This window comes from Acinetobacter sp. BMW17 (assembly GCF_001592855.1).
Taxonomy (GTDB): Bacteria; Pseudomonadota; Gammaproteobacteria; order Pseudomonadales; family Moraxellaceae; genus Acinetobacter; species Acinetobacter johnsonii.
This window is the reverse complement of sequence record NZ_LSOD01000047.1, coordinates 178,441-197,850: the sequence shown is the minus strand read 5'-3', so window position 1 is coordinate 197,850 and position 19,410 is coordinate 178,441. Positions and strand designations below refer to the sequence as shown.

20 protein-coding genes are annotated in these 19,410 nt (G+C 43.1%); 11 read left to right on the top strand and 9 right to left on the bottom strand.

What is annotated here, in order from left to right; all coding sequences use genetic code 11:
• Positions 1 to 117: 117 nt before the first annotated feature.
• The 4 genes from AXW61_RS15715 to AXW61_RS15700 all read right to left on the bottom strand — a co-directional run bounded on the left by AXW61_RS15715 (position 118) and on the right by AXW61_RS15700 (position 5,842).
• Positions 118 to 570 (bottom strand): DUF2147 domain-containing protein, encoded by a 453-nt coding sequence (locus AXW61_RS15715; protein WP_062035133.1) that lies wholly within the window; start codon positions 568 to 570, stop codon positions 118 to 120.
• A gap of 199 nt (positions 571 to 769) precedes the next feature.
• Positions 770 to 1,645: an Hsp33 family molecular chaperone HslO gene (locus AXW61_RS15710; RefSeq protein WP_062035131.1), complete on the bottom strand. Its 876-nt coding sequence runs from the start codon at positions 1,643 to 1,645 to the stop codon at positions 770 to 772.
• A gap of 50 nt (positions 1,646 to 1,695) precedes the next feature.
• The gene (locus AXW61_RS15705; protein ID WP_062035129.1) at positions 1,696 to 3,537 is read right to left on the bottom strand and encodes a monovalent cation:proton antiporter-2 (CPA2) family protein; all 1,842 of its coding nucleotides are present in this window, start codon (positions 3,535 to 3,537) and stop codon (positions 1,696 to 1,698) included.
• Positions 3,538 to 3,619: 82 nt separating this feature from the next.
• The gene (locus AXW61_RS15700; protein WP_062035127.1) at positions 3,620 to 5,842 is read right to left on the bottom strand and encodes a primosomal protein N'; all 2,223 of its coding nucleotides are present in this window, start codon (positions 5,840 to 5,842) and stop codon (positions 3,620 to 3,622) included.
• 152 nt (positions 5,843 to 5,994) lie between these two features.
• Between AXW61_RS15700 and gspF the strand changes: the two genes are divergently transcribed.
• The 4 genes from gspF to AXW61_RS15680 all read left to right on the top strand — a co-directional run bounded on the left by gspF (position 5,995) and on the right by AXW61_RS15680 (position 8,788).
• Positions 5,995 to 7,200, top strand: a complete 1,206-nt coding sequence (gene gspF, locus AXW61_RS15695) for a type II secretion system inner membrane protein GspF (RefSeq protein WP_062035125.1) — start codon at positions 5,995 to 5,997, stop codon at positions 7,198 to 7,200.
• A gap of 33 nt (positions 7,201 to 7,233) precedes the next feature.
• Positions 7,234 to 7,671 carry a type II secretion system major pseudopilin GspG gene (gene gspG, locus AXW61_RS15690; protein ID WP_062035123.1) on the top strand — a complete coding sequence of 146 codons (438 nt, stop codon included), beginning with the start codon at positions 7,234 to 7,236 and terminating at the stop codon, positions 7,669 to 7,671.
• A gap of 283 nt (positions 7,672 to 7,954) precedes the next feature.
• The gene (locus tag AXW61_RS15685) at positions 7,955 to 8,290 is read left to right on the top strand and encodes a hypothetical protein (RefSeq protein ID WP_062035121.1); all 336 of its coding nucleotides are present in this window, start codon (positions 7,955 to 7,957) and stop codon (positions 8,288 to 8,290) included.
• A gap of 159 nt (positions 8,291 to 8,449) precedes the next feature.
• Positions 8,450 to 8,788: a tRNA-binding protein gene (locus AXW61_RS15680; protein WP_062035119.1), complete on the top strand. Its 339-nt coding sequence runs from the start codon at positions 8,450 to 8,452 to the stop codon at positions 8,786 to 8,788.
• A 66-nt stretch (positions 8,789 to 8,854) separates the two neighbouring features.
• Here AXW61_RS15680 and lnt read toward each other — a convergent pair whose 3' ends face one another.
• The gene (gene lnt, locus AXW61_RS15675) at positions 8,855 to 10,414 is read right to left on the bottom strand and encodes an apolipoprotein N-acyltransferase (protein WP_062035116.1); all 1,560 of its coding nucleotides are present in this window, start codon (positions 10,412 to 10,414) and stop codon (positions 8,855 to 8,857) included.
• The gene (locus AXW61_RS15670) at positions 10,411 to 11,250 is read right to left on the bottom strand and encodes a CBS domain-containing protein (protein ID WP_004978829.1); all 840 of its coding nucleotides are present in this window, start codon (positions 11,248 to 11,250) and stop codon (positions 10,411 to 10,413) included. Before AXW61_RS15670 ends, lnt begins: the two co-directional genes overlap by 4 nt.
• Before the next feature lie 212 nt (positions 11,251 to 11,462).
• Between AXW61_RS15670 and tusA the strand changes: the two genes are divergently transcribed.
• Together tusA and AXW61_RS15660 are read left to right on the top strand one after the other, a co-directional pair.
• Complete coding sequence (tusA, locus tag AXW61_RS15665) at positions 11,463 to 11,720, top strand: sulfurtransferase TusA (protein ID WP_004692640.1); 258 nt, start codon at positions 11,463 to 11,465, stop codon at positions 11,718 to 11,720.
• 72 nt (positions 11,721 to 11,792) lie between these two features.
• Positions 11,793 to 12,320 (top strand): hypothetical protein, encoded by a 528-nt coding sequence (locus tag AXW61_RS15660; RefSeq protein WP_062035114.1) that lies wholly within the window; start codon positions 11,793 to 11,795, stop codon positions 12,318 to 12,320.
• 153 nt (positions 12,321 to 12,473) lie between these two features.
• Here the strand turns inward: AXW61_RS15660 and AXW61_RS15655 are convergent, their stop codons facing one another.
• Complete coding sequence (locus AXW61_RS15655; RefSeq protein ID WP_010325801.1) at positions 12,474 to 14,186, bottom strand: electron transfer flavoprotein-ubiquinone oxidoreductase; 1,713 nt, start codon at positions 14,184 to 14,186, stop codon at positions 12,474 to 12,476.
• 191 nt (positions 14,187 to 14,377) lie between these two features.
• On the opposite strand from AXW61_RS15655, the gene AXW61_RS15650 reads away from it, so the two are divergent.
• From AXW61_RS15650 to AXW61_RS15630, 5 genes are all read left to right on the top strand, one after another.
• Complete coding sequence (locus AXW61_RS15650) at positions 14,378 to 14,989, top strand: DUF1285 domain-containing protein (protein ID WP_010325802.1); 612 nt, start codon at positions 14,378 to 14,380, stop codon at positions 14,987 to 14,989.
• A 47-nt stretch (positions 14,990 to 15,036) separates the two neighbouring features.
• Complete coding sequence (gene murI, locus AXW61_RS15645; protein ID WP_010325803.1) at positions 15,037 to 15,906, top strand: glutamate racemase; 870 nt, start codon at positions 15,037 to 15,039, stop codon at positions 15,904 to 15,906.
• A gap of 131 nt (positions 15,907 to 16,037) precedes the next feature.
• On the top strand, positions 16,038 to 17,063 hold the full coding sequence (locus tag AXW61_RS15640) for a DUF4062 domain-containing protein (protein ID WP_062035112.1): 1,026 nt from the start codon (positions 16,038 to 16,040) through the stop codon (positions 17,061 to 17,063).
• A gap of 69 nt (positions 17,064 to 17,132) precedes the next feature.
• Entirely contained in the window at positions 17,133 to 18,155 is a 1,023-nt protein-coding gene (gene hemH / locus AXW61_RS15635) for a ferrochelatase (protein ID WP_062035110.1), read from the top strand.
• A 12-nt stretch (positions 18,156 to 18,167) separates the two neighbouring features.
• Positions 18,168 to 18,812 carry an MBL fold metallo-hydrolase gene (locus tag AXW61_RS15630; protein WP_062035108.1) on the top strand — a complete coding sequence of 215 codons (645 nt, stop codon included), beginning with the start codon at positions 18,168 to 18,170 and terminating at the stop codon, positions 18,810 to 18,812.
• Between the two features lie 51 nt (positions 18,813 to 18,863).
• Here AXW61_RS15630 and AXW61_RS17385 read toward each other — a convergent pair whose 3' ends face one another.
• Positions 18,864 to 19,043: a hypothetical protein gene (locus AXW61_RS17385; protein ID WP_005400904.1), complete on the bottom strand. Its 180-nt coding sequence runs from the start codon at positions 19,041 to 19,043 to the stop codon at positions 18,864 to 18,866.
• A 163-nt stretch (positions 19,044 to 19,206) separates the two neighbouring features.
• Positions 19,207 to 19,380 (bottom strand): DNA gyrase inhibitor YacG, encoded by a 174-nt coding sequence (locus AXW61_RS15625; protein ID WP_004692619.1) that lies wholly within the window; start codon positions 19,378 to 19,380, stop codon positions 19,207 to 19,209.
• Positions 19,381 to 19,410 lie beyond the last annotated feature (30 nt).

Here is a 19,410-nt window from a genome sequence, read left to right as displayed (position 1 = left end):
TTTTAATCATTATTCAGCCTTTCAGCAGATTTCAACAGTAAAGATATGTTCCTTATTGTTTCAAAACATGACAAAAAAAAAGCCCCGATGAAAGGGGCTTTGATGGATGAGGAATACTTAATATTTGACCCATGTGATGTTACGCCCACCGCCATTTTCGGTCGACGTTCCTCGAATTCGTAAGTGCTTACCATTATTGCTGAGTCGTGCATATGCGTCATAACGTAACCCTGTGAAAGGGTCGAGGAACTTTCCATGGCTATAGGTCAAATCTTTGGGATTGTCTAACTGCAAATGGCTGAGCGTTGTCATGCCGACGATGGGCTGATTTTTATTGACCCCATCACACTTGCTACAGTTTTCTATTTTTACCGCACCTGGAATTTCGCGCGTACTTACGATGACTGCTTTATAGCTATTGTTTTTGTCTTTTTCAATCATAACGTCACTGAGAGAGTATCCTGTTTTATCATCGATAGTTTTCCATTTGCCGACCAAGGGATCGGTGGCTGCAAAACTGGAGAAGGCGCATAAACTGCTGAGTACGAAAAGGCCGCAAGAAAATTTCATGATGATAAAACCCCAATGGAAGAGAAAAATAAAGACATATAAAAATTATGGGTTTATTTATAACGAAATTTAAGCGGTGTGACCAGTGAAATATCTATGAATAAAAGTGATGAATCATTTGAATTATCTTATTTTTATGAGAACAAAGGCATAAAAAAAGAGCATTTCAGCTGCTCTTTTTTTATTGCACATGACGTGCTTAGCTTAAGTGTTCACCAAATAAAGCCAAGGCTTCTTCTGCACTAAAGCTGTATTGCGTGTTACAGAACTGGCAATCCATGGTAATCGGGTTTTGATGTTCTAGCGTTTCACGAACGGCTTCAGCGCCAATTTGTTCAAGCGCTTGAGCACAACGTTCTTTAGAACAGGTACAGCCAAATTTCAGTACTTCAACTTCAGGTAAGCGTACTTCTTCTTCGTTGTATAAACGGTAAAGAATTTCACTGGACTCTAAATCGGTTAACTCTTCGATTTTGAGCGTTTCAGTCAACATGGTCAGACGTGGCCATAAGTCTTGGTCGACACGTTCTTGTTCCTCTTCACTGTTACGTGGTAACAGCTGAATAAGTAAACCGCCAGCACGCTGGGCTGAACTGGCCAAAACGATACGCGTTGGAATTTGGGCAGACAGGTCATAGTACTGCATTAAACAACCTGCAAGATTTGGCTTGTCTAAAGCCACAATCCCTTGATAACGCTCACCAAATTCGGGCTCAATATTAATAAAGAGTACAGGGCTAATGAGGGTGCTCAATACCGTACTGCTGCTGTCGGCAGCATTAAAGCGAGGATCTGCTTCATAATCCGCCAAGGCACGTACTTCACCAAGGTGATTACATTCAGCCATGGCCCATTTGAAACTACCTGAAGCCTGAATTTGTAAACTAATACGGCCTTTAATTTTTAAAGTACTGGCAAGTAATGCCGTGGCACTAAGCATTTCACCTAACAGCACTTGGACTGCAGGTGCATAATCACGCTGCGCCAAGATGGTTTGTAGGGTTTCTTCTAGATGAACCACTTCACCACGAACAGGACTATCTTCAATATAAAAGCGTTGACGCAAATCAGACATAAATTTCTCCAATATCCTGTCTTAATGGTGACGATATTGTAAAACACAAGTCATTTTACTTCATCCCGTGTGACATCTATTCGGTCATGTTGTAACTCGCGTTGTAGGTCAACACCAACAGGACTTTGACGGAGCTGCGTATCACTTTCAAATAAGTGTTCTAATTCGGCTAGAGCATTACGATGTGTTTCATACACTTTCTGTTCGTCGTTATAAATACTTTGCTGCTGTGCGAGCAGTTTTTCATCATAATCTCGAAATAACTCAATGCTCTTATAAGCATCTTGTTCTGCAATTCCGAGATTACGCAGGGCAAAATAGGCCATCCCTAAAGACGATAAATAGGTTTCACGCCAAATATGTTCCACTCCTAAGTCACGTAACAAATGCACATGATGTCGATCACGGGCACGGACCAGCAAGTTTAAATCTGGATAATTGAGTCGGATATGGCGTGCCACATTCATGGAGTCTTCAATATCATCGATGGCTAGTACAAACACTTTGGCATGTTCGATACCGGCTGCACGCAGGATATCGGGTTGAGTGGCATCACCATAGTAGAGTTTTCCGCCATAGTTGCGAACGAAATCGACCTTGTCGATATTGCTGTCAATCGCCGTGAAGGTTTGGTGCTGTAAGTGAACTAGTCGTGCCACAATTTGTCCGACACGGCCAAAGCCAGCAATGATCATCGGGTTATGCTGTTCAGGAATCTCATCATAGACAGGTGTAGTTTCTTTCTCGAATAGAGGCACCATCCACGAACTCATCAGCCAGTACAGAATAGGCGTTAGAATCATCGACAATGTCACGATCAAATTGATCGGCTCTAAAATGGCTTGCGTAATCACGTGTTCACTCATGGCAACATTGAGCACCACAAAAGCAAACTCACCGCCTTGTGCCAAACAAGTGGCCAGCATCAAACTATTGCGCCATGAAAACTCGAAGTAGCGAGCGATGGCCGTTAAGGCCAGTAGTTTGACCAACATCAGCAATAATGCACCGCCAATAATCAGACTTGGGCTTTCCCACAGGAGCGAAACTTGCGTGCTCATCCCGACGGTCATGAAAAATAGACCGAGAAGTAGACCTTTAAATGGGGCAATACTGGCTTCCAGTTCATGACGGAATTCAGAGTCAGCTAGAAGTACCCCAGTTAAAAATGCGCCCAAGGTGGTACTGATGCCTAAGACATCCATTAGCGCGACTACGCCTAAGACAATAAACAAACCGACTGCAGTAATCAGTTCATGCGCGCCACTTTTAGCCACAAAGCGGAAAAAAGGGCGCATGAGATAGCGGCTAAATAAAAACAAGCCTGTAAAGGTGGCCACAATTGCTGCAAAGTAGGCCACGCCATGATGGGTTGAGTTTGTTCCCGCAAGAAGGGGGATAATCGCAATCAGCGGAATCGCGGCAATATCTTGAAAGAGTAAAATGGAAAAGGACTGCTGACCAAAAGTGGTATTGAGCTGCTGTTTTTCGCTTAAAAGCTGTAGCACAAAAGCGGTAGAAGAAAGGGCAAGGGCAAAACCAATCACGACACTGGCTGCAATCTGTTGTTGCAGGGCAAAAAAGACGATGCACGCCAGTAGCACGCCGCAGAGTGTTACTTGTAAACTGCCCATCACAAAAATGGATTTACGCATTTCCCATAAACGTTGCGGGCGAAGTTCGAGTCCAATAATGAACATCAAGAAAATCACGCCGTATTCAGCGAGTTTATGGATGTCTTCAGGGTCATGGACGACATTTAATACACTGGGGCCGAGTAAGATACCCGTGAATAAATAGCCGAGTACCGTGGCAATCCCCAGCCGTTTTGCCAACGGAACGATCATCAGTGCCGTAGCTAAAAAGAGGGTGATTTGAAGCAGTAGAGACATTGCCCTGTCCTAAATTTTTTTCTTTATGTTGGAAGTTTAAGGGAGAACGCGACTCAGGTCTAAACCTTATTCACGTCAAGTCTTAACTTAACTCTTGTGGATCAATATCAAGGCTCAATTTCATACCATGCGGTTTGTTGTGCCAGACATTTTGCCACCACTGACGAATGTAAAAATGCATCCTTGCACGGTCTTTGGACAGTAGTACCATATGCGCTTGATAGCGGCCTGCTTTACGTTCCATCGGCGCAGGAATTGGCCCCCAAATATCAATACTGTTTTCTGAGGCTTGGCGCAATGCTTGTGCATGCTCTTGTAAAAAGCTTTGGTTCAGTTCTTGGTCTTTGGATTCACAGCGCAATAAAGCCGCATAGCGATAAGGTGGCATCCATGCAGCTTTACGCTCTTTCAACGTTTGCTTGGCAAAGCTACGATAGCCCGATTCCAGCAGGGTATTCAGCAAAGGATGGTCTGGACGTAGAGTTTGTAAATAGACTTCGCCTTTTTTCTCGCCACGCCCAGCACGTCCAGCGACTTGGATGACGAGCTGTGCAGTACGTTCTGTGGCACGAAAGTCAACACTGAGTAGGCCTGAGTCGATGTCTAAAATCGCCACTAAAGTCACATAAGGAAAGTGATGTCCTTTGGCCAGCATTTGGGTGCCGAGCAAAATGATGGGTTCACTTTTCTGAATCTTGTTATAGATTTTTTGCCAGCTGCCGACTCGACTGGTCGAGTCACGATCCACCCGAATTACGTCAAAATTTGGGAACAGTTCTTGTAGGTTTTCTTCAACTTTTGCGGTGCCTAAACCAATTGGTTTCAGTTCGCTATGCTGACATTGCGGGCAGTGTTCAGGCATGCGGTGGATGGTGCCGCAGTGGTGACAGTGCAAATGCTGATAGGGCTGTCGATGCACGGTAAAATTGGCATCGCAATGTGGGCACTTGGCCTGCCAGCCACAACTTTCACAAATCAACACAGGCGCATAGCCGCGACGGTTTAAAAAAATCAGCACCTGTTCTTTTTTATCTAAGCGCTTTTGTACTTCATGAATCAGTTGTTGGCTGATGCCATTTTGTTTTTGTGCCACTTTCAGATCGATCACATGCATTTTCGGCATCACGGCCACACCTGCACGTTGGTCCAACTCCAAACGAGTCATTTTACCTTGTTCGACCAATGCATAACTGTCGATACTTGGCGTTGCAGAACCGAGGATAATCGGACAGTTTTCTAAGTGTGCACGGTATAAAGCCACATCACGAGCATGGTAACGGAAACCCTCTTGTTGCTTGAAAGATAAGTCATGCTCTTCATCTAAGACAATCAAACCCAAATGCGGAAGGGGGGTATAGATGGCAGAACGTGTGCCAATCACAATCGAAGCTTTGCCCGTTTGTGCGCTTTGCCAGGCTTGCAGGCGCTTAGAATCATTTAAACCTGAATGTAGTAGCGCAATATGACAGTGAAAACGTGACTGAAAACGGCTCACTGTTTGTGGGGTGAGACCAATTTCAGGCACTAATACCAAGACTTGTTTGCCTTGTTTTAAAACCTCTTGCATGACTTGCAAATAGACTTCAGTTTTCCCACTACCGGTTAAACCATCCAGTAAGAAAGCATGGTAGCTATGACGAGCTTTGAGAATGTTTTGAATGGCACGCTTTTGTTCATCATTGGGCGTGAGGGGCATTTGCGCCAGTGTCATGGCTTGCGGTTTAAAGTCTTGGGCTTCAAGTATGCACTGGGCGATTTTCTTTTTTTCTAAGGCTTTTAAGGTCGCAGTTTCAATGCCAGCCAAATTTAAAATGTTTTCAGAAGTTCCGGTGGGATGCAGCTTTAAAATTTTATAGGCATCTTGTTGTTTTTCAGAACGCTTTAATTTGTCTTCGGCATGATCATCGATCAGCTTCCACATCCGCGCCAATAGGTTATAAGGTTTGCCTTGGCGTAAAAAGCTGGGCAAAGCAGCATGCATCACTTCACCAATGGGAAATTGGTAATATTGCGCTGACCATGTCAATAAACTTAAAACTTTAGCATCTAGAATAGCGTTGTCATCGAGCAACTCAGTTATGGCTTTAAGTTTAAAGCCTAAATCGAGTGGTTTCTCATCAGTGAGTTTCTCAACAATGACACCGACCACATTTTGGCGACCAAATGAGACAGCCACACGTGCACCCACTTCAGCTTGGTGGTATTGTTCAGCCGTTAAACTATAGTCAAAACAGTCATATAGATAAACGGGAACAGCCACGCGGATACGGTAGCTTGGTGTGGTGGAAAGTGTATTTTCTGGCATAAAAAGCTCAAAATGTCCTGATGAAATTGTCGTTGTGCGATGAATGAGTTGTGTTAGAGTGATGACATAATTTATAACTTAGAATATGAATGATTTTGGTGCCGACATGCAACAGCGCCAAATGACTAAATGGACAATTAGAAAGCGTAAACATGCCAGCATATCAATTTACCGCACTCGATGCCGCAGGAAAGCAGCAAAAAGGCGTGCTCGAAGGGGATTCAGCGCGTCAAATTCGGCAACAACTTCGTGATAAAGCGCTGATTCCAGTCTCGGTTGATCCTGTTGAACAAAAAGATAAGCACAGCAGTAAAACATGGTTTCAAAAACAAATTACCGCCTATGATTTGGCCTTATTGACACGTCAACTTTCTGTACTTGTAGCGGCGGCCATTCCTCTGGAAGAAGCCATTCGTGCGGTCGGAAAGCAGTCAGAAAAAGCGCATGTACAAAATCTATTGATGTCAGTGCGCTCTAAAGTATTGGAAGGTCACTCTTTGGCGCAAGGCTTACAGCAATCTGGACGCTTTCCAGAGTTGTACATTGCCACGATTTCCGCTGGCGAACGTTCAGGACATTTAGACTTAATTTTAGATCAGCTGGCAGACTACACCGAAAATCGCTTTGCTATGCAAAAGAAAATCCAAGGCGCGATGATTTATCCGATTATTTTAATGCTGATGTCTTTTGCCATCGTGATGGGACTTATGACCTATGTGGTGCCTGACATTGTCAAAACCTTTGACCAAAGCAAAGATGCCTTGCCATGGATTACGGTTGCACTAATGAAAGCCAGTGATTTTATTCGAGTGGCATGGCCATTTTTATTGGTAGGCAGTGTACTCGGCATCGGCTTATTACTGCGATTTTTAAGAACCACCGCAGGGCATTATGCCTTTGATCGTTTAACGCTCAAATTGCCATTATTCGGTAAACTTTCACGTGGTATAAATGCCGCACGTTTTGCCAGTACCTTGTCGATTTTGACCCAGTCGGGTGTGCCCTTGGTGGATGCATTAAAAATTGGCGCGGCGGTGAGTAATAACTGGGTGATTCGCGATGCGGTCAATCATGCCGCAGAAAAAGTGACCGAAGGTGGAAACCTTGCGACCCAGTTGGAGCGCAGTGGTTATTTCCCACCGATGATGGTACAAATGATTAAAAGTGGTGAAACATCGGGTGAATTGGATCGGATGTTGGAGCGCGCATCGACCATGCAAGACCGAGAGGTGACAACGCTCATATCGACCTTGCTGGCTTTACTTGAGCCACTGATGTTGGTTCTGATGGCAAGCATTGTCTTGGTGATTGTGATCGCAGTGATGCTGCCGATCGTCAACATGAACAACATGATTTAATTTTAAAAATATAAGATGGAAGAGAAAATTCACATGCAATCAAAAATCTATAGACGCCAAGCTTCAGGCTTTACCTTAATTGAAGTCATGGTAGTGATTGTTATTTTAGGTGTGTTGGCAGCCTTAATTGTACCCAATGTGATGGGACGCGGTGAAAAAGCCAAAGTTGATACCACTGTCATTACCCTTAAAGGGGTTGCTGCGGCATTGGATCAATATAAATTGGACAATGATAAATACCCTTCGATGCAAGAGGGTGGACTCGACGCTTTGGTGAATAAGCCTGAGTCTGCAAAAAATTGGTTGCCAGGCGGTTATGTGAAAGGTGGATATCCGAAAGACAGTTGGGATAATGACATTCAATATGTTGCACCTGGGACTGATGGACGACCATTTGATTTATATTCTTTTGGCGCAGATGGACAGCAAGGTGGTGAAGAAGCCGATGCTGATATTCAGTATCAACCTTAATTGAGAATTATTATATATTGGGTTTAATTGAATATATCATTACAGTGCATAGGTTATGTCAATGTGGACTGTAATGATAATACATCTTAATTTAAAATTAATATCTAAGATTATGATTTTAAAATATTAAATATAATAAACATCAGCTGAGATTTATAATAAGAATTATTCCCATATTTGTTGATTACAAATAATGTAAATTATGGATAAAAATAGGCTTTTTATTTATTTAAATCCTTGCATAATGTTCTCAATGGCAACTGATTTGCCTGAGGAGAATAGAATGAAAGCATTAACCTTGTTGGATGAAATGAGCCAATTCCATTGGTCGATGCTCAAATCTGTTCTTTTGATTTTGAGTATGCTTCCTGTTGCTCAAGGTATTTTAAGTGTGTGGCAGTCGACTGAAGGCAGCAGCCAAATTGTGGTGGGTTTCTTTGCAATCAGTCTGTTCAGCACATGGGCGGTTTTGAGCTTTTGGTCTGCGTTAAAAGCAACCGTACCCACACTCGATCAAGTGCAGATTACAGCATTAGAACAAAAAGTGGTCATGTTATATCGTTATACCCCGATGCTCTTTTTAGCCGGTATGGTGTCCTATTTGGTCGGTCAAATTTAATACTGACATTTATAGTTGTGATAAAAACCGAGCACATACGCTCGGTTTTTTATTGCGTCATGAAGAATGGCGGAAAGATAGGATCGCTTGTCTGTTTCGTTGTATGTGATCCTCGTGTTCGCTCCCTATACTGTAGAAAATATAAATATAGAGTGAAATATGGAACAGATTGATTGGGCGGATTTTTTAAAAGTCGAGCTCCGAGTCGGGCGTATTATTCAGGCCGAAGTGTTTGGGCAAGCACGTAAGCCCGCTTATATTTTACATGTCGACTTTGGTCATGAAATTGGCATTAAGAAATCGAGTGCGCAGATTACTGAGCGTTATCAACCTGAACTGTTATTGGGTAAATTAGTGGTGGCAGTGGTTAACTTTCCAAACAAACAAATTGGTCCTATCCAGTCTGAGTGCTTAGTGACAGGCTTTCATGATTCAGACGCAGGTGTGGTACTTTGTGTGCCTGATACAGATGTTCCAGTAGGCACCAAGCTACTGTAGCTGAAAAAGAAAAACCCAAGCTCAGCTTGGGTTTTTCTTTGGAACAGTCTGATCCAACAATAGCAACTATCGACGAGACTTAAACGATACATCGACTTTACGTGGACGATAGATCCAGCCCAAGATCAGTAAAAAGACTGAAAAACCTAAAATTGGCCAGTCACTTAAACGGGTATATAACGTTTGACCTTGCATAGCAGGCAGTTCGCCACGAAGCACGGTTGCCACATCTTGCGGAGCACGTTTTACGATATGCCCTTGATGGTCAATAAATGCAGTTACGCCTGTATTGGTGGCACGGATAAACCAGCGTCCATTTTCTTTGGCACGCATTTGCACCATCTGTAAATGCTGTAAAGGGCCTGCGGTTCCCGTAAACCATGCATCATTGGAAACTGTCACCAAGAAATCACTTTGGCTGGCATTACGACGCGTCAAGTTCGGATAAGCCACTTCATAGCAAATGGCTGCACCTAAATGCTGCTGATGAATAGAAAGCGGTTGTTGCTGTTGTTCGCCACGCGAAAAACCACTCATCGACGGATCATTCTGCATGGCAGGCAACACCCATTTCAGTAAACCAGATAGTGGAATATATTCACCAAAAGGCACTAAACGTTGCTTTTTATAGAGTCCTTCGGCTTCAGCACCATTGGCCATAATGCTGTTGTAGTACAGGGGGCGACCTGCCTCTTCAGAGCCTGAAATATCCCAGTATGGAATACCGGTGACCCACGCCGTGTTGGTTTTCTTGGCTTGTGCCGTCATTGCAGCTAAAAAGGGTTCGATATCACTTTGGAACATCGGAATAGAGGATTCAGGCCAAACAATGAGGTCTCGTCCCCATTCTGTTTTGGTCAAATCCGCATAGATTCCAAGTGTTTTCAGTTGATACTCAGTGAGCCATTTTAAGTCTTGTGGGATATTGCCCTGAATTAAAGAAACCGATAATGGCGGTGTATTTTTTGCGGAGACGAATTCAATTTTTGACGCGCCCCATGCACCAAGCACCAATAAAGCAGAGGGGATGACCCAGAAGACGCGACGGTTTAAAACTTCGACCAGTGCGCAGGCTAAGACCAAGACTACAAACGACACCCCAAAGATACCAAATAATGGCGCATACCCATCCAGTAAGCGTTCGGTAAAGGCATAGCCCGCAAACAGCCATGGGAAGCCTGTGAAAACCCAGGTTTTTGCCCATTCAAAAAGCACCCAAAGCGGAGCGAAGGTCAGTGGCGTTTCAGGGAAAAAACGGCGGTAAATAAAGCTTTGGACAGCCGTGAATAGGCCCATGGCCAAGGCCATAATGCCGATCATCCCGACACTTAAAGCACTATTGGTATCGCCATAGACATGAATGGAAGTGTAGAGCCAAAAAGCCCCCACGAACCATAGGCCAAAACCATAGGCCCAACCAATTCCAAAGGCCTGTTTTGCACTGCGTTTACGTAAAGTGGCATAGAGCAGTGCAGGGGATAAGATTGCCAACCACCAATAATGATAAGGGGCTAGTGCAAAACTAAAGGCCGACCCTGAAAATAAGGCAATTAGAAGCGGATAAATTAAAGGTAACTGTTTTTGTTGTGGATTGGGGGTTAACAGTTTGTCAAAGTAAGCTCTCATTTACGAACGGCTCGAATCAGATGAATAGAACGTGCATCTGCTTCTACAATGGTAAATTCCCAATTTTCAAGATCAATCACCTGACCTTGCAAATCACTCACTAAACCAATTTCTTGAAGCAATAAACCGCCCACAGTTTCAACCTCATCATCAGAAAAGTCTGCATCTAAAAGATTGTTAAAGTGTTCGATTGGTGTAAGTGCTTGAACCAGCCACGTATTTGCGGTCGTTGGGTCATTGTCGGGAATAATATATTCCGCTTCTTCATCGATCTTGTCGTGTTCATCTTCAATTTCACCGACGATCTCTTCCAAAATATCTTCTAACGTCACTAAACCTGAGGTTGTGCCATATTCATCAATTACCACTGCAATATGCGTTTGGGTGTTTTTCAACATGCGAAGCACTTGGTCTGAGCGTGCGCTTTCAGGGACATATAAAGGTTGGCGCATCAGCGCACGTATATCCACTTTATTGTTTGGTTCAGTCAAAAAAGGCAATAAGTCTTTGGCCAATAAAATGCCCACGACATTGTCTGGTTGATCGGATGAAAAGACAGGGAAACGTGAATGTGCCGACTCAACCAGAGTATGCAAAATGTCGAGTAACTCATCATCTTCTTGTAGGCTGATCATCGATGTACGCGGTGTCATGACCTCGCGGACTTTGGTTGCTGGAAGGTCTAATACGCCTTCTAACATCGCAACAGTATCGGGTTCTAAAAAACGACGTGAATCTTGAACTAACTTTAACAGTTCATCGCGAGTTTCTGGCGCGGTACCTAACCATTTGCGTAAGCCACGCATTCCCCACGACGGGCCTGATTCCTCGTGCATGATCTTTCCTAAAGACTCTTAATATCTAAAAAACTTAATTTTATCATACCGTAGAAAACACAGTTGTCTATTGTAATTAAGCAAGGATTGCATGAATGATTAGATCAATACTTTTAAATACGAGGTTCATCTGCCATCAAGCTATGCAAACAGATATGCGAAATGGGCTGTTGTGTTAAAATTGGCAAGTTTTTAAATTTTTGAGTTTATATATGTCTGATTTGGAAGTGAGCCCTAGCATCCAATTAAACACCCGTGGTTTACGCTGTCCAGAACCTGTGATGATGTTGCATCAAGCCATTCGCAAGTCTAAATCTGGAGATGTAGTGGAGGTGTTTGCAACGGACAATTCAACTTCATGGGATATTCCGAAATTTTGTATGCATCTTGGGCATGAACTTTTGCTACAAGAAGAGCGCTTAGACGAAAACGGCAATAAAGAATTTCATTATTTAGTTAAAAAGGGTTAGGACATTTGTCTTAGCCTTTTAAAATGTGCTTGAGTAAAGAAAAAGAAATCAAGTTCATCCAAGGAAATCAGAATGAAAAGAATAAATGTGTTCTTATTGGCTCATGTTTTTGCATTATTTTGTTCAATTTCTTGGGCAAAATCTTGTGAAGTTCCTGTAGGTACGATGAATGTTGCAGGTTTAAAAATTGGACAGCATATTCGTGAATTTCAACAGCATCATCCCACCGCAAAAACGGTTATTTTAGGGGGCGATAATTATCAGTTTGAATTTGCACAAGGTGTAGATACACAAATTAAAAAAGCTGGTGTGAGCTGGGTTCAGCATATTCGTTACGATCCGCATTCTAAAATGATTATTTCATACAGTTTAAGTTTTCTAGATGGGCCTCTTGCGACGTATGAAACCGATTTAGATGTTTTTAAAAGTCGAGTATTAAAACGCTTTCAGGTGGCGCAAAACGGCTGGAAACAAGCTGAAAATAAATATGTCTATCAGTGTGACGATTATCGGATTGAAATTTATCAAGATCATGGGGTTGGACATACCGCGATAGGGCCAACAGTGATGGTTTTTAGCAAAAAGTCAGATGCCTATTAATTAAAAAAATCCCTTCAGTGCTGAAGGGATTTTTTTTAATCTAAAAGTGATTACTTGCTCGAAAATGCGCCTCAGCGCAAGCCCGTTTTAACATTACATATTCGGTTATGAGACACGGTTAGCAAAGCAACCGCTTTACCGTGTCGCAAGGAATTACATATTCGGGTAATTCGGACCACCACCACCTTCAGGAGTTACCCAAGTAATGTTCTGAGATGGATCTTTAATATCACACGTTTTACAGTGCACACAGTTAGCCGCGTTAATTTGGAAACGCTTAGAACCATCGTTCTCTTCCATAATTTCATAAACACCAGCAGGGCAGTAGCGCTGAGCTGGCTCGTCCCATTTTGGTAGGTTTACATTTACAGGAATAGAAGCATCGGTCAGTTTCAAGTGTGCTGGCTGATTTTCTTCATGCACCGTATTCGATACAAATACTGAAGATAAACGGTCAAAGGTCAACTTACCATCTGGTTTTGGATAGTTCGGTTTCACTGTTGCTGCATCTACAGTTTTCAGTGTACTGAAGTCAGGCACTAAGTCATGCAGTGTAAACGGGACCTTAAATACATTTTGATCGATGAAGTTAAATGCACCACCACCGAACGTGCCAAATTTGTGCATTGCTGGGCCAAAGTTACGAGAACGATATAACTCTTCTTTTAACCAGCTGTTGTTGAACTTGTCTGTGTAAGCGGTTAACTCTTTTGCAAAGAAGTCTTCACCTTCAAGCACACGTGCAATGGCAAGGTCACCACCTTTTTCAACGCCAGCTTGAATCGCTTCGAATACCGCTTCGCCACACAACATGCCCGATTTCATGGCAGTGTGAGAGCCTTTAATTTTAGCGAAGTTTAGGAAGCCTGCATCATCACCAATTAAAGAACCACCTGGGAAGGTGAACTTCGGCAGAGAGTTCAAACCGCCTTTGACAACAGCACGTGCGCCATAAGAAATACGCTTACCGCCTTCAAGATACTGTTTAATCAGTGGATGCGTTTTCCAGCGTTGCATTTCTGCAAATGGATACATGTGTGGGTTTTCGTAAGATAAATCTACGATCATACCCAAAGTAACTTGGTTGTTTTCAGCGTGATATAACCACCAACCACCAGAAGAACCGGTTTCAGCTAGAGGCCAACCTGCACCGTGCATCACCAAACCTGGTTTGTGTTTTGCAGGGTTAATTTCCCAGAGTTCTTTGATACCGATACCATAGTGTTGCGGGTCTGCATCTTTATCGAGATCGAACTTGGCAATCAGGCGCTTACCTAAATGACCACGACAGCCTTCAGCAAAAATCGTATATTTGGCATGTAGTTCATAGCCTGGGGTAAAGTTATGCGTTGGTTCACCATCTTTACCAATTCCCATATCACCAGTTTGGATGCCTTTAACGGTACCATCGGCATGATAAAGAATTTCAGATGCAGCAAAACCTGGGAAAATAGAAACTTCTAATTCTTCAGCTTTTTGGCCTAACCAACGCACTACGTTACCAAGTGAAATCACATAGTTGCCATCATTATGCATGGTTTTAGGAACCATCCAGTGCGGCGCTTCTTGTGACTTTTCAGCAGACATTAAGAAATACGTTTTATCTTCAGTTACTGGAACATTTAAAGGCGCGCCTTCTTCTTTCCAATTTGGGAACAACTCATTGATCGCACGCGGTTCGAGCACAGCACCTGAAAGGATATGCGCACCAACTTCAGAGCCTTTTTCTACGACACAAACGGACAGATCATTAAGGTTGTTTTCAATTGCAAGTTGACGAATTTTAATCGCAGCAGAAAGGCCAGCAGGGCCTGCGCCAACGATGACTACGTCAAACTCCATCGATTCACGTTCGATGTGTTCCATGTAGGACTCCTCATATGGTTAAAGGTGGCAACCGTTTTGACTCAAAGAACGGTGCTGCCATGAGTGTTCTTAGTTCCCAGACACAAAATTTATCATCGTGTCTTTTATATTGTGAGCTAGTATAGGTTTAAACCGAGTTCTAGCCAATTGGCTGAATCATATTATTTTTCCGTCAGACAGGCATGAATTTTATGGATAAGCAGCACAACTCAGCAAATCCGACGAAAAAAGTAGCTATTGCTGATAATAAAAACTTAACCGATATTGCACAATACATAAAAGATGGACAGTCCGGTCACAAAAGGTCAATCCCCCCTTTAGATCAATGGCACCCAAAGCATTGTGGCGCAATGGATTTGAAGGTTTTAACCAATGGAGAATGGTGGCACGAAGGTCAATTGATCAAACGTCCAGCCATGATTGAGTTGTTTGCAACGGTACTTTGGAAAGAAGCAGATAAGTTTTATCTCAAAACTCCGGTCGAGCAGATTGAAATCAAGGTTGAAGATGAGCCTTTATTTGTCAATCAGGTCGATCAAGTCGAAATTGCAGGAAAAATCTACCTACAGCTGACCACGACCACGCATGATGTGGTGATTGTTGATGAAGACCATCCCATTTTTATGCGTGCCTTCCAAGGGGAGCTACGCCCTTATGTGCATGTCCGCTTTGGCATCAATGCACTGATTCAACGTGCGGCTTTTTTTCATTTGGTGGAAATGGGTGAGCTAAGCGACGATGCGGAGGGTCAGGTCAAACTGTGCTTACAAAGTGGTGATTTGCTATTGCAATTAGGCACCTGAGGTTTAAGCTTGATTGATCTTTTAACTTTATACTGCAACGAGTTCTCATGAGTGCCATTCAGCCCTTATTTCCTCTGATCAACCCCATGCCAAAAGCGACAACCAATGCGCCAATCGGGATATTTGATTCGGGAATAGGCGGTTTATCCATCGCTCAAGAAATTGCCAAGCATTTACCGCATGAACGATTTATCTATTTTGCCGATACCGCACATGTGCCTTATGGGCCGCGCGATGATCAAAATATTCGAGAATTGACTGCGCAAGCGATTGAGTGGCTTTACCGCAAAGGCTGTAAAGTTGCAGTTGTGGCCTGTAATACCGCTTCAGCCTTTAGTTTGGATTATTTACGCGAGCACTATGGCGACAACTTCCCGATTATCGGCCTTGTTCCTGCCCTAAAACCTGCGGTATTGCAAAGCAAATCCAAGACTGTGGCTGTTCTAGCGACCCCTGCGACCTTTCGCGGGCAGCTGATTAAAGATGTGGTGGAAAAGTTTGCACAGCCTTCGGGAGTCACAGTGATTCCAGTGACCTGCTTAGATTTAGTGCCTTTTGTTGAAAGCGGCGCACAGATGAGTGCGGCATGTTTAGCCACGTTAAAAGATATTTTACAACCGGTTGTTGATCAGGGTGCAGATTACTTAGTTTTAGGCTGTACCCATTACCCTTTTTTGAAAATAGCGATACAATCTATTTTTGGTCAGAAACTGACATTAATTGACTCTGGACTGGCAGTTGCACGACAAACAGCCCGTATTTTAATCAAAAATGAGTTATTATTTGAACAAAATCATGATGGTGATGTTCGAATTGAATGTTATGTCAGTGGAAATAATGCAGAAAGTTTGAGACCTATCTTACAACTTTTGCTTGAACCAGAACTAAATTGGACTATTTCAAATATATCTGATTAATTTATAAACAAATAAATCGAGTATTTTGATATATAGTCAAAAATTGCAACCTAATATGCTTGAGTTAGTCGCAGTGTCTATCTAATAGAATTTGGGGGATTGGATGCTGCGAAGAATAATGAGGATAACCGATGCTCGATAAGCGTTATCAAGTGTTTATAACCACCTCTGGAAGCGAGATGCAACCAGAGCGGATCATTTTGGCCCAAACTTTAGTGGGCATGGGATTTTTTTCTTGGGGATTAGAACAACGGACACCACTTTCAACGGCTTTTGCACGCCGTCAGATCGATGACTGTGACTACGTTATATTGTTGCTGGGCAGCAAATATGGCGAACAGTCCGTGTCAGGGGTGGGATATATGCACCTTGAATATATTTATGCGGTCACCAAACAAAAGCCGATTATTGTATTTATGCATGATGATCCCGATGCACGTGAGTTATGTTTACATGACGACAAAGCTGAGCTGCGTGAAAAATTCAAAGAGTTTCGGAAACTGCTGCAAAACGAAGTCGATCAGGTTTTCACTTATCGCACCATGCGTGACTTGGAAATGGCCGTGCGCTTGAATATGACGCAAATGCTGGAGCGCTATCCTGTATCGGGTTGGGTACGTCCGCAAAATACCCAAGTGTTGCATGACGAAATTGATAAACTCAAAGCCAAATTGGTGCAAGTGGAAACTGAAGCGGGTAAACGTGAAGTCGATCCATTTTTGTCTTTACCCAAAGTGGCTATGCATGAATTTTTTGCATTTGATTATCGGATGCATGCCTATCAAGATGGCAATTTTAAAGAGCTGAAAATTCAAAAGCAGATGACTTGGGCGCAATTACTCTCGGTTTTGGGGACAACCTTTATTCACCCCACTCCTGAAGAGTATTTCTCCAAACGCATAAATGAGTATTTAAACGAAACTGGTTTGAATGATGCACGTCTAGAAATGCCTCGTGCCCATGCTGTTGCGCGCTCGCAAATTAATATTCGTGCTTTGCACAGTATCAAAATGCAAATGCGTCAAAATGATTGGATTGTTCAGTCGGGTCGAGATGATCGTCAGCGCATGCTTTGGCAGTTGACCCCGAAGGCGACGAAACTTTTGGAGAGTAATTTATTGGAAAAGGATCGGCCTTTTCAATTTCAATCTTCGTAGTTATCCATTTAGATAATGAACTGAAAACTGTTACAGTAGAGACATTCGAAAACGAGCCACGAGGGCTGAATGTCTACTGCAAAAAAAGCAAAAGTTACTGTTATTTTGGCAAATTTGGGAACCCCTGATGCACCGACAGCTTCAGCAGTGCGTCGCTTTTTGGATCAGTTTTTGTCAGACCAGAGGGTGATTGAAATTCCCAAACCGCTTTGGCAAATTATTCTCCGTTTATTTATTTTGCCGTTTCGCCCGAAACGCGTTGCCCATGCTTATGAGATGGTGTGGGGCAGCGATTCTCCAATGCGAGAAATTTTGCTGACTCAAGTGGCCGCGTTACAACAGCAGTTGATTTTGCAATACCCCGAGTTTGAGCTGAATATCGTCCCTGCGATGACTTATGGTAATCCAGGCATTCAGCCCTTGCTCTCTGAGTTGAGTCAAACACCCCAAGATCATATTGTGCTCTTTCCTTTATTTCCGCAGTACTCGGCAACATCCAGCGCGCCTTTATATGATGCTTTCGCGAAGTGGATTCCAAAGCAGCGTAATTTGCCAGGGCTGAGTATTATTCGCGATTATTATCAGCACCCGTTATACATTCAGGCTTTAGCGCAAAGTGTGCGTGATTTCCGTGCTGAACATGGGGTGACTGAAAAGCTGTTAATGTCTTTCCATGGTATTCCACAGCCTTATGCCGATAAAGGTGATCCCTATGCCGACCGTTGCCGTATCACTGGGCAGTTAGTGGCGGCCGAATTGGGCCTAGCGGAGAATGAATGGGCCATCAGTTTCCAGTCCCGCTTTGGGAAACAAGAGTGGGTGAAACCGTATACCGATGTCTTACTGGCCGAATGGGCGGCGCAGGGTGTGAAATCGGTGCAAATTATGAGTCCGGCGTTTTCAGCGGATTGCTTAGAAACTTTAGAGGAACTGGCGATTCAGAATGCTGAATTGTTTTTGTCTCAAGGTGGAGAGCGGTATCAATATATTCCAGCCTTGAACAGCCGCGGCGATCATTTGCAATTGCTCAATACACTGGTTCAAGCTAATCTTGATGCCTTAAAACAGACATTAGCCAGCAAAACGAATTGAGGTTGACACTCTATGTTGCAAGTTAAAATTGTGCCTGTAACGGCATTTCAGCAGAACTGTTCCATTGTTTGGGACAGTGACAGTAAAGAAGCAATTTTAATTGATGCAGGTGGAGAGCCTGAGAAACTTAAAGCAGAAATTGAAGCGTTGGGTTTGACAGTAAAAGCGCTGTGGTTGACACATGGGCATTTAGATCATGCTGGAGCAGTCGGGGCATTAAAAAAACTGTGGGATGTCCCTGTGATTGGGCCGCATAAAGAAGATGCCTTTTGGTTGGATATGATCCAAGAAGTCTCGCAGCGTTATGGTTTTCCTATTCCTGAAAAAGTGGATGTCACCACATGGCTTGAAGGCGGTGAAGTCCTTAAACTGGGCAGTGAAGCGTTTGAAGTACGTTTTGCCCCTGGACATACTCCGGGTCATGTGATGTTTTATAACAAAAACTATGGTTTGCTTTGGACCGGCGACGTGTTGTTTAAAGGCTCCATTGGTCGTACCGACTTTCCGCGTGGTAATCATCAGCAGTTGATTGACTCTATTCAGCGTGAATGCTTTAGCTTACCCGATGAGACGCAGTTCATTTCAGGACATGGCCCAATCAGTACCATTGGTTTTGAAAAACAACATAACCCTTTTGTGGCAGGAAAAGCAGGCTAAGCGCTTTGTGGTCTCATTAAAAAATAAAAAAGTCAGCAGCTGCTGACTTTTTTATTTGCGAAATGGATTATTCAAAATGTGTTGGGTTTCTAGAGCAAACACGATAGAGAATAAGGCCACTAATAGTCCAACCGAGAGGATCAACAGATCTTGCATATAGATGCCAAAACTGAATAGACAGATCGCGAGTAAAACGCCAATTAAAACAATAGTCTTACTCAGGATGTTCATCTTATCACCCTTTAGGATGTTATTTTTGTGACTTGATCATGCGGTGAGCATGTACCAATTTGGGGGAGTATAGTCGACGAATGATCTTTTTAAGCGAATATTAAGACATTAAATAATGAACAATTTCTCTTAAAATATGAAAAATATAATGAAATTAAACATATTATTCTTCTGAATTTTCTGCCTGTGGTGCATCTTGCGTTGGGAGGCGATATTCATCATTGGCCCATGCACCTAAGTCGATCAGTTTGCAGCGTTCAGAACAAAAAGGACGAAAGGCGTTGTCTTCCCATTGACTCATTTCTCCACAACGGGGACAAGGGAAAGTGTGTGGCATGATCGACTCCAGATAAAATTTTCGGATTGA

Excerpts from the sequence above, each read along its gene's own strand:
- AXW61_RS15715 (WP_062035133.1), bottom strand. The coding sequence starts at position 570 with ATGAAATTTTCTTGCGGCCTTTTCGTACTCAGCAGTTTATGCGCCTTC.
- AXW61_RS15710 (WP_062035131.1), bottom strand. The coding sequence starts at position 1,645 with ATGTCTGATTTGCGTCAACGCTTTTATATTGAAGATAGTCCTGTTCGT.
- AXW61_RS15705 (WP_062035129.1), bottom strand. The coding sequence starts at position 3,537 with ATGTCTCTACTGCTTCAAATCACCCTCTTTTTAGCTACGGCACTGATG.
- AXW61_RS15700 (WP_062035127.1), bottom strand. The coding sequence starts at position 5,842 with ATGCCAGAAAATACACTTTCCACCACACCAAGCTACCGTATCCGCGTG.
- gspF (WP_062035125.1), top strand. The coding sequence starts at position 5,995 with ATGCCAGCATATCAATTTACCGCACTCGATGCCGCAGGAAAGCAGCAA.
- gspG (WP_062035123.1), top strand. The coding sequence starts at position 7,234 with ATGCAATCAAAAATCTATAGACGCCAAGCTTCAGGCTTTACCTTAATT.
- AXW61_RS15685 (WP_062035121.1), top strand. The coding sequence starts at position 7,955 with ATGAAAGCATTAACCTTGTTGGATGAAATGAGCCAATTCCATTGGTCG.
- AXW61_RS15680 (WP_062035119.1), top strand. The coding sequence starts at position 8,450 with ATGGAACAGATTGATTGGGCGGATTTTTTAAAAGTCGAGCTCCGAGTC.
- lnt (WP_062035116.1), bottom strand. The coding sequence starts at position 10,414 with ATGAGAGCTTACTTTGACAAACTGTTAACCCCCAATCCACAACAAAAA.
- AXW61_RS15670 (WP_004978829.1), bottom strand. The coding sequence starts at position 11,250 with ATGCACGAGGAATCAGGCCCGTCGTGGGGAATGCGTGGCTTACGCAAA.
- tusA (WP_004692640.1), top strand. The coding sequence starts at position 11,463 with ATGTCTGATTTGGAAGTGAGCCCTAGCATCCAATTAAACACCCGTGGT.
- AXW61_RS15660 (WP_062035114.1), top strand. The coding sequence starts at position 11,793 with ATGAAAAGAATAAATGTGTTCTTATTGGCTCATGTTTTTGCATTATTT.
- AXW61_RS15655 (WP_010325801.1), bottom strand. The coding sequence starts at position 14,186 with ATGGAACACATCGAACGTGAATCGATGGAGTTTGACGTAGTCATCGTT.
- AXW61_RS15650 (WP_010325802.1), top strand. The coding sequence starts at position 14,378 with ATGGATAAGCAGCACAACTCAGCAAATCCGACGAAAAAAGTAGCTATT.
- murI (WP_010325803.1), top strand. The coding sequence starts at position 15,037 with ATGAGTGCCATTCAGCCCTTATTTCCTCTGATCAACCCCATGCCAAAA.
- AXW61_RS15640 (WP_062035112.1), top strand. The coding sequence starts at position 16,038 with ATGCTCGATAAGCGTTATCAAGTGTTTATAACCACCTCTGGAAGCGAG.
- hemH (WP_062035110.1), top strand. The coding sequence starts at position 17,133 with ATGTCTACTGCAAAAAAAGCAAAAGTTACTGTTATTTTGGCAAATTTG.
- AXW61_RS15630 (WP_062035108.1), top strand. The coding sequence starts at position 18,168 with ATGTTGCAAGTTAAAATTGTGCCTGTAACGGCATTTCAGCAGAACTGT.
- AXW61_RS17385 (WP_005400904.1), bottom strand. The coding sequence starts at position 19,043 with ATGAACATCCTGAGTAAGACTATTGTTTTAATTGGCGTTTTACTCGCG.
- AXW61_RS15625 (WP_004692619.1), bottom strand. The coding sequence starts at position 19,380 with ATGCCACACACTTTCCCTTGTCCCCGTTGTGGAGAAATGAGTCAATGG.